Source organism: Citrobacter sp. S-77, from assembly GCF_963864895.1.
Classification (GTDB): Bacteria; Pseudomonadota; Gammaproteobacteria; order Enterobacterales; family Enterobacteriaceae; genus Citrobacter; species Citrobacter murliniae.
This window is the reverse complement of record NZ_CAWLWU010000002.1, coordinates 680,476-686,998: the sequence shown is the minus strand read 5'-3', so window position 1 is coordinate 686,998 and position 6,523 is coordinate 680,476. Positions and strand designations below refer to the sequence as shown.

Annotated in this window: 7 protein-coding genes; 6 read left to right on the top strand and 1 reads right to left on the bottom strand. The window is 50.6% G+C overall.

Going from position 1 to position 6,523, the window contains the following annotated elements; all coding sequences use genetic code 11:
- Positions 1–159: 159 nt before the first annotated feature.
- Positions 160–726: a D-glycero-beta-D-manno-heptose 1,7-bisphosphate 7-phosphatase gene (gene gmhB / locus AACS05_RS03870; protein ID WP_045440049.1), complete on the bottom strand. Its 567-nt coding sequence runs from the start codon at positions 724–726 to the stop codon at positions 160–162.
- A 189-nt stretch (positions 727–915) separates the two neighbouring features.
- Between gmhB and metN the strand changes: the two genes are divergently transcribed.
- The 6 genes from metN to proS all read left to right on the top strand — a co-directional run bounded on the left by metN (position 916) and on the right by proS (position 6,507).
- The gene (gene metN / locus AACS05_RS03865; protein ID WP_045440046.1) at positions 916–1,947 is read left to right on the top strand and encodes a methionine ABC transporter ATP-binding protein MetN; all 1,032 of its coding nucleotides are present in this window, start codon (positions 916–918) and stop codon (positions 1,945–1,947) included.
- Entirely contained in the window at positions 1,940–2,593 is a 654-nt protein-coding gene (locus AACS05_RS03860; protein ID WP_003018471.1) for a methionine ABC transporter permease MetI, read from the top strand. The genes metN and AACS05_RS03860 overlap by 8 nt, the downstream gene beginning before the upstream one ends.
- A 44-nt stretch (positions 2,594–2,637) precedes the next feature.
- The gene (gene metQ / locus AACS05_RS03855) at positions 2,638–3,453 is read left to right on the top strand and encodes a methionine ABC transporter substrate-binding lipoprotein MetQ (RefSeq protein ID WP_045440042.1); all 816 of its coding nucleotides are present in this window, start codon (positions 2,638–2,640) and stop codon (positions 3,451–3,453) included.
- A 116-nt stretch (positions 3,454–3,569) separates the two neighbouring features.
- Complete coding sequence (gene rcsF / locus AACS05_RS03850) at positions 3,570–3,974, top strand: Rcs stress response system protein RcsF (protein WP_045440039.1); 405 nt, start codon at positions 3,570–3,572, stop codon at positions 3,972–3,974.
- On the top strand, positions 3,971–4,678 hold the full coding sequence (gene tsaA / locus AACS05_RS03845; protein WP_045440036.1) for a tRNA (N6-threonylcarbamoyladenosine(37)-N6)-methyltransferase TrmO: 708 nt from the start codon (positions 3,971–3,973) through the stop codon (positions 4,676–4,678). The genes rcsF and tsaA overlap by 4 nt, the downstream gene beginning before the upstream one ends.
- A 110-nt stretch (positions 4,679–4,788) precedes the next feature.
- Complete coding sequence (gene proS, locus AACS05_RS03840) at positions 4,789–6,507, top strand: proline--tRNA ligase (protein ID WP_045440034.1); 1,719 nt, start codon at positions 4,789–4,791, stop codon at positions 6,505–6,507.
- The last annotated feature ends 16 nt before the right edge of the window (positions 6,508–6,523 follow it).

Below are 6,523 nucleotides of genomic sequence, written 5' to 3'. Positions count from 1 at the left end.
CCCTGAATATCAGGATTTTTCTCTTCAACCGGACCGGCTGTTTGTGTGAAGTGATTCACATCCGCCGTGTCGATGGAGGCGCATTATAGGGAGTCGCCTCAGGAAGACAAGCGGAAAAATGCATTTTTGTTTCAACCGCTCACCTTTTATCCACAACGCTTACTTTTGCTGCTTTTTTATCGCCGATGGCAGGTCAGCCAGACTATTTAGCACTATATCTGCCGCATTTTCTGCTTCCGGGGTGACAGGTTTGCCTGTACGCACTAATACTTTTGTCCCCACATTCGCCGCTGTCGCCGCCTGCATATCTTCTATTTTGTCGCCCACCATATAAGAAGCGGCCATATCAATGTGCAGAAAGTCTCGAGCAGAGATAAGCATGCCCGGATGCGGTTTACGGCAATCGCAGACCTGACGGTACTCTTCTACTGTTCCCTGCGGATGGTGAGGACAATAATAGATACCATCCAGATCAACATCACGATCGGCCAGCGACCAGTCCATCCATTCAGTGAGCGTTTCGAACTGCGCTTCGGTAAATTTACCGCGAGCGATACCAGACTGGTTCGTCACTACAATAAGTGCGTAACCCATACTTTTAAGCTCACGCATGGCATCAATGACACCTTCGATAAACTCGAACTCGTCGATCTCATGTACATAACCGTGGTCCACATTAATGGTGCCGTCACGGTCGAGAAAAATTGCGGGTACAGACTTTGCCACCTTTTATAGCTCCTGAATAAGGCATGTCGCTCTAGTATCGCATGTTTCTGCGGGCAAGAAAGTGCTCATCGTGCAAACCCCGATTGATTTAGACGTCTGGATGCCTTAACATCCATCTTGTTAACGGCTTTGACCGTACCAGACAGACGAAAATGCCACGGCTAACTTAATTACGATAATAAATAACCAATGATTAAACTTTCGAATATCACCAAAGTGTTCCAACAGGGGACTCGCTCTATTCAGGCGCTGAACAATGTCAGCCTGCATGTTCCTGCCGGGCAGATTTATGGCGTTATTGGCGCTTCAGGCGCTGGTAAAAGCACGTTAATCCGCTGCGTTAACTTACTCGAACGCCCTACTGAAGGCAGCGTACAGGTCGGTGGCCAGGAGCTGACAACGCTTTCTGAATCCGAGCTGACCAAAGCTCGCCGTCAAATTGGCATGATTTTCCAGCACTTTAACCTGCTGTCGTCCCGCACTGTTTTTGGTAACGTCGCGCTTCCGCTGGAGCTGGATAACACCCCCAAAGAAGAGATTAAACGTCGCGTGTCGGAGCTGTTGGATTTAGTTGGCCTTGGCGATAAGCACGACAGCTTTCCCGCTAACCTTTCAGGTGGGCAGAAACAGCGCGTCGCCATTGCCCGTGCGTTGGCCAGCAATCCTAAGGTGTTGCTGTGCGATGAAGCCACCAGCGCACTCGATCCAGCAACCACTCGTTCGATACTGGAATTATTGAAAGACATTAACCGTCGTCTTGGATTAACCATTCTGCTGATTACCCATGAGATGGATGTCGTAAAACGTATTTGTGACTGCGTAGCCGTTATCAGTAATGGTGAACTGATTGAGCAGGACACCGTCAGCGAAGTGTTTTCACACCCGAAAACGCCGCTGGCGCAGAAATTTATCCAGTCCACGCTACATCTGGACATTCCGGAAGATTATCTGGAGCGCTTAAAAGCAGAGCCCGAAAACGACAGTGTTCCAATGCTGCGGATGGAATTCACAGGGCATTCGGTGGATGCGCCATTGCTCTCTGAAACAGCACGTCGCTTTAATGTGAATAACAATATTATCAGCGCGCAAATGGATTACGCCGGTGGCGTGAAGTTCGGCATCATGCTGACTGAAATGCACGGTACACAAGAAGATACGCAAGCGGCCATCAACTGGCTGCAGGAACACCATGTAAAAGTAGAGGTACTGGGTTATGTCTGAGCCGATGATGTGGCTGCTGGTTCGCGGCGTATGGGAAACGCTGGCAATGACCTTTGTGTCCGGTTTTTTTGGTTTTGTGATTGGCCTGCCCGTCGGCGTGCTGTTGTACGTGACGCGTCCCGGACAAATCATTGAGAACGCGAAACTTTACCGTACGCTGTCTGCACTGGTAAACATTTTCCGTTCCATCCCATTCATTATTCTGTTGGTCTGGATGATTCCGTTTACCCGCATGATTGTTGGCACCTCTATTGGTTTGCAGGCAGCCATCGTCCCGTTGACCGTTGGCGCCGCACCATTTATTGCCCGTATGGTTGAGAATGCGCTGCTGGAAATCCCTACCGGACTGATCGAAGCATCACGCGCAATGGGCGCTACACCATTGCAGATCGTACGTAAGGTGTTGCTGCCGGAAGCGTTGCCAGGTCTGGTGAATGCGGCGACTATCACACTGATCACCCTGGTCGGCTATTCTGCGATGGGCGGTGCCGTCGGTGCCGGTGGTCTTGGACAGATTGGCTATCAATACGGTTATATTGGATACAATGCTACCGTGATGAATACAGTACTGGTATTACTTGTAGTTCTGGTTTATTTAATTCAGTTATCCGGCGATCGCATCGTCCGGGCTGTCACGCACAAATAACGTTGCACACAACACAAAAAACTCATTAAGAAAAGGAAATAAGCATGGCGTTCAAATTCAAAACCTTTGCGGCAGTTGGAGCCCTGATCGGTTCTCTGGCACTTGTGGGTTGTGGTCAGGATGAAAAAGATCCTAACCACATCAAAGTGGGCGTTATTGTTGGCGCAGAGCAGCAGGTTGCAGAAGTTGCGCAGAAAGTCGCGAAAGAGAAATACGGTCTGGACGTTGAACTGGTAACTTTCAACGATTACGTGCTGCCTAACGAAGCGTTGAGCAAAGGTGATATCGATGCCAACGCCTTCCAGCACAAACCTTATCTGGATCAGCAGATCAAAGATCGCGGTTACAAACTGGTTGCCGTAGGCAATACTTTCGTTTACCCGATTGCTGGTTATTCCAAAAAAATCAAATCACTGGATGAACTGCAGGAAGGTTCTCAGGTCGCAATTCCAAACGACCCGACTAACCTTGGTCGTTCCCTGCTGCTGCTGCAAAAAGTGGGTTTGATCAAACTGAAAGATGGTGTAGGTCTGTTGCCGACTGCCCTGGACGTTGTTGAAAACCCGAAAAACCTGAAGCTGGTTGAGCTGGAAGCACCTCAGTTGCCACGCTCACTGGACGATGCGCAAATCGCTCTGGCCGTTATTAACACCACTTATGCCAGCCAGATTGGCCTGACACCGGCAAAAGATGGCATCTTTGTTGAAGATAAAGATTCCCCGTATGTAAACCTGATCGTCACTCGTGAAGACAATAAAGACGCTGAGAACGTGAAGAAATTCGTTGAGGCGTATCAGTCAGACGAAGTTTACGAAGCGGCAAACAAGGTCTTTAATGGCGGCGCTGTTAAGGGCTGGTAATTTTAGGCTGTTTCCAAAATTTGTAATATCATCAGGACGGGCGCTTGCCCGTCTTGTCATTTATGCAAGCACCTGATTCAATATCTGACGTTTAGATCATTCATTGAGGAAACATTATGCGTGCTTTACCGATCTGTTTATTAGCACTCATGCTGAGCGGCTGTTCTATGTTAAGCAGATCCCCTGTTGAACCCGTTCAAAGCACCGCAACCCCGCCTAAAGCGGAGCCGGAAAAACCGAAAGCACCACGCGCAGTGCCGGTGAGAATTTATACCAATGCAGAAGACTTAGTTGGCAAACCGTTCCGCGATCTCGGTGAAGTGAGCGGCGAGTCCTGCCAGGCATCAAACCAGGATTCCCCTCCGAGCATTCCAACCGCACGCAAACGCATGCAGATTAACGCATCTAAAATGAAAGCTAATGCCGTATTGCTGCACAGCTGTGAAGTCACCAGTGGTACACCTGGTTGCTATCGTCAGGCAGTTTGCATCGGTTCTGCACTGAATATTTCGACTAAATGAGTCATTTTCAGTTCGAGCAAATAGGCGTTATCCGCTCTCCTTATAAAGAAAAATTCGCCGTTCCACGCCAGCCTGGCCTGGTAAAAAGTGCCTGCGGCGAACTGCATTTGCTCGCACCGTATAACCAGGCCGATGCTGTTCGCGGCCTGGAAGCGTTCAGCCATTTATGGATTATTTTCGTCTTTCACCAGACGATGGACGGTGGGTGGCGCCCGACCGTACGCCCGCCCCGACTTGGTGGTAACGCCAGAATGGGCGTCTTTGCCACGCGTTCAACCTTTCGCCCTAACCCTGTCGGCATGTCGCTGGTCGAGTTGCAAGGGATTGTCTGCCAGAAAGAGAGCGTCATTCTGAAGCTGGGTAGTCTGGATCTGGTCGATGGTACACCGGTTGTAGATATCAAGCCCTACCTGCCGTTTGCCGAAGCATTACCCGATGCCACCGCCAGCTACGCGCAACATGCTCCAGTTGCCGAAATGGGCGTAAGTTTTACCGCCGAGGTTGAGCAGCAGCTTCTGGCTCTGGAAACACGTTATCCGCAGCTAAAAACATTTATTGGTGAAGTACTGGCACAGGACCCGCGTCCTGCGTATCGTAAGGGTGAAGAGACAGGCAAAACGTACGCCGTCTGGTTACACGATTTCAACGTGCGCTGGCGTGTGACGGAAGAGGGTTTCGAAGTCTTTGCGCTTGAACCCCGGTAATTTCGCGCCCTTCTCTTTTGACATCCCTTTCTCGCTGGTAAACTAAATCACTTTTTTTGTGTCAGGCTCGCATTGAGCCTGTTCGATCGTCCAACTGGAACCGTAACAACATGCGTACTAGCCAATATCTGCTCTCCACTCTGAAGGAGACACCTGCCGACGCCGAGGTTATCAGCCACCAGCTGATGCTGCGCGCCGGGATGATCCGCAAGCTGGCCTCCGGGTTATATACCTGGCTGCCGACCGGCGTGCGCGTCCTGAAAAAAGTCGAAAACATCGTGCGTGAAGAGATGAACAACGCCGGTGCGATCGAGGTGTTGATGCCAGTCGTTCAGCCTTCTGAACTGTGGCAAGAGAGTGGTCGTTGGGAACAGTACGGCCCGGAACTGCTGCGTATTGCTGACCGTGGCGATCGTTCATTCGTACTTGGCCCAACGCATGAAGAAGTCATCACCGACCTGATTCGTAACGAGCTCAGCTCTTACAAACAGCTGCCGCTGAACTTCTACCAAATCCAGACGAAATTCCGTGACGAAGTACGCCCACGTTTCGGCGTAATGCGTTCCCGCGAATTCCTGATGAAAGATGCTTACTCTTTCCATACTTCTCAGGAATCTCTGCAGGAAACCTACGATGCGATGTATGCCGCATACAGCAAAATCTTCAGCCGTATGGGGCTGGATTTCCGTGCTGTACAGGCTGATACCGGCTCTATCGGCGGCAGTGCTTCTCACGAATTCCAGGTGCTGGCACAGAGCGGCGAAGATGACGTCGTATTCTCTGACAGTTCCGATTTTGCCGCCAACATCGAGTTTGCTGAAGCCGTTGCGCCGAAAGAACCTCGTGCAGCCGCTACTCAGGAAATGACGCTGGTTGATACACCAAACGCGAAGACCATCGCGGAGCTGGTTGAGCAATTCAATCTGCCAATTGAAAAAACCGTTAAAACTCTGCTGGTAAAAGCCGTTGAAGGCAGTAGCTACCCGCTGGTTGCTCTGCTGGTTCGTGGTGATCACGAGCTAAACGAAGTCAAAGCAGAAAAACTGCCGCAGGTTGCCAGCCCGCTAACCTTCGCTACCGAAGAAGAAATTCGAGCCGTAGTGAAAGCAGGTCCAGGTTCTCTCGGTCCGGTGAATATGCCGATCCCGGTCGTTATCGATCGTACCGTTGCAGTAATGAGCGATTTCGCTGCCGGTGCCAACATCGACGGCAAACACTATTTCGGTATTAACTGGGATCGTGATGTAGCAACACCTGAAGTTGCAGACATCCGTAACGTAGTGGCAGGTGACCCAAGCCCGGACGGTAAAGGTACATTGCTGATTAAACGTGGTATCGAAGTCGGTCACATCTTCCAGTTGGGTACCAAATACTCTGAAGCGCTGAAAGCCGCAGTTCAGGGCGAAGATGGCCGTAATCAGATTCTGACTATGGGCTGCTACGGTATCGGGGTAACTCGCGTGGTCGCGGCAGCCATTGAGCAGAACTACGACGATCGCGGTATTGTATGGCCGGATGCCATTGCACCGTTCCAGGTAGCGATTCTGCCTATGAACATGCACAAATCCTACCGAGTGCAGGAACTGGCTGAGAAGCTGTACGCTGAACTGCGCGCACAGGGCATCGAAGTGCTGATGGACGATCGTAAAGAGCGTCCTGGCGTAATGTTTGCCGATATGGAGCTTATCGGTGTACCACACACTATCGTACTCGGCGACCGTAACCTCGATAACGATGATATCGAATACAAATACCGTCGTAACGGCGAGAAACAGCTGATTAAAACCGGCGACATCGTCGACTATCTGGTAAAAGCGATAAAAGGCTAATACCAGCAAAAGGCCC

Bases quoted from the DNA above. Each gene is read 5' to 3' on its own strand.
- metN (WP_045440046.1), top strand. From the start codon at position 916: ATGATTAAACTTTCGAATATCACCAAAGTGTTCCAACAGGGGACTCGC.
- AACS05_RS03860 (WP_003018471.1), top strand. From the start codon at position 1,940: ATGTCTGAGCCGATGATGTGGCTGCTGGTTCGCGGCGTATGGGAAACG.
- metQ (WP_045440042.1), top strand. From the start codon at position 2,638: ATGGCGTTCAAATTCAAAACCTTTGCGGCAGTTGGAGCCCTGATCGGT.
- rcsF (WP_045440039.1), top strand. From the start codon at position 3,570: ATGCGTGCTTTACCGATCTGTTTATTAGCACTCATGCTGAGCGGCTGT.
- tsaA (WP_045440036.1), top strand. From the start codon at position 3,971: ATGAGTCATTTTCAGTTCGAGCAAATAGGCGTTATCCGCTCTCCTTAT.
- proS (WP_045440034.1), top strand. From the start codon at position 4,789: ATGCGTACTAGCCAATATCTGCTCTCCACTCTGAAGGAGACACCTGCC.